This is a genomic window from Thauera linaloolentis 47Lol = DSM 12138, from assembly GCF_000310205.1.
In the GTDB taxonomy this organism is placed as follows: domain Bacteria; phylum Pseudomonadota; class Gammaproteobacteria; order Burkholderiales; family Rhodocyclaceae; genus Thauera; species Thauera linaloolentis.
The window spans coordinates 1-1,141 of record NZ_AMXE01000188.1; the positions used below are offsets into that span (position 1 = coordinate 1).

1 pseudogene is annotated in these 1,141 nt (G+C 74.1%); it reads right to left on the minus strand.

What is annotated here, in order from left to right:
• Positions 1–1,141, minus strand: a pseudogene (locus tag C666_RS19105) (translocation/assembly module TamB domain-containing protein); the annotation flags it as partial.

A 1,141-nucleotide genomic window follows, 5' to 3' on the forward strand; every position in this document is an offset into this window, starting at 1 on the left:
GCGGCTGCCGGCGGCTGCCAGGCGAACCGGCCGCCGATGCGCCCGTCGCCCGGCAGACGGATGTCGAGGTCCTCGACGCCGATCGAAGCGCTCTTCCAGTCCAGCCGGCCGGACAATGCGGCAACGGGAATACCCCCCGCGTCCACCGCGGCGGGCGTGCGGTTCGACAGGCGGAACGGCCCCGCAAGCAGGCTGCCGCCGTCGGCCGTGGCCGCCAGTTCGACGGCGAGCGTCAACGCGGCACGGGGCATGCCCGCAACGAAGGCCGAAGGATCGACCTCACCCGCCTCGATCTTCAGCGCACGCAGCGGCATCGCCTCGAAAGGCGCGGCGTCGAGCGTGGCATGCGCATTCAGGCCCTCGGAAGAGGCCTGGACTTCGATCCGCGGCGCGAGCAGGGTTTCGGATGCGGCAAGGCGCAGATCGACCGGCCGCCCTTCCAGCGCGCCGTCGAAACGGCCGCTGGCCGCCAGGGCGAACGGCTTCAGGCCGTCGATGCCGGCCTCGATCTCTGCACGGCCCTGCTCCAGGCTCAGGGCGAGTTCGCGCAGGCGATGGTGGCGGCCGTCGCTTTCCAGTGCGGCCCGCAGGTCGGCGAACCAGAAGGTTTCGGCGGCTGCCGTGGCGGCGCCTTCGCTGCCGGACGCCGGTGCCCCTCCATCGGCTTCGGCCGGCGGCGGATCACCCTGCCCCGCCTGCGGCCACTCGCGCAGCGCGAAGCGCCCCACTTCGACATGCCTCAGTTCGACCGCGAGCGGAATCCGCAGATCATCGGGCGGGACGGGGGCGGGACGCTCCGCATCCTCCGTCTCGTCGGCGCGCTGGGCGAAATCGATGCGGCCGACGGCGAGGCGGTCGACGACCAGCGTGCGCCGGAACAGGGCCGCAGGCTGCCAGGCCACTTCCAGCGCCTGCAGGTCGAGGCGCAGGCCGGCGCCGTGGTAGCGCAGGGCGTCGATCTTCAGCGGCCCGAGCAGCGTGCCGCGCCCTCCTTCGATCTGCAGCGCCCCGTCCGTCGCACGCTGGCCGAGGGCGACCGCCGCACCCAGCCCGGACTCCGTGCCGAGCAGCCAGGCGAGCGCGGCCAGCGGCACACCGATGGCGAGGGCGGCGCCCGCCAGCCAGACGCGCACGCCGCGCC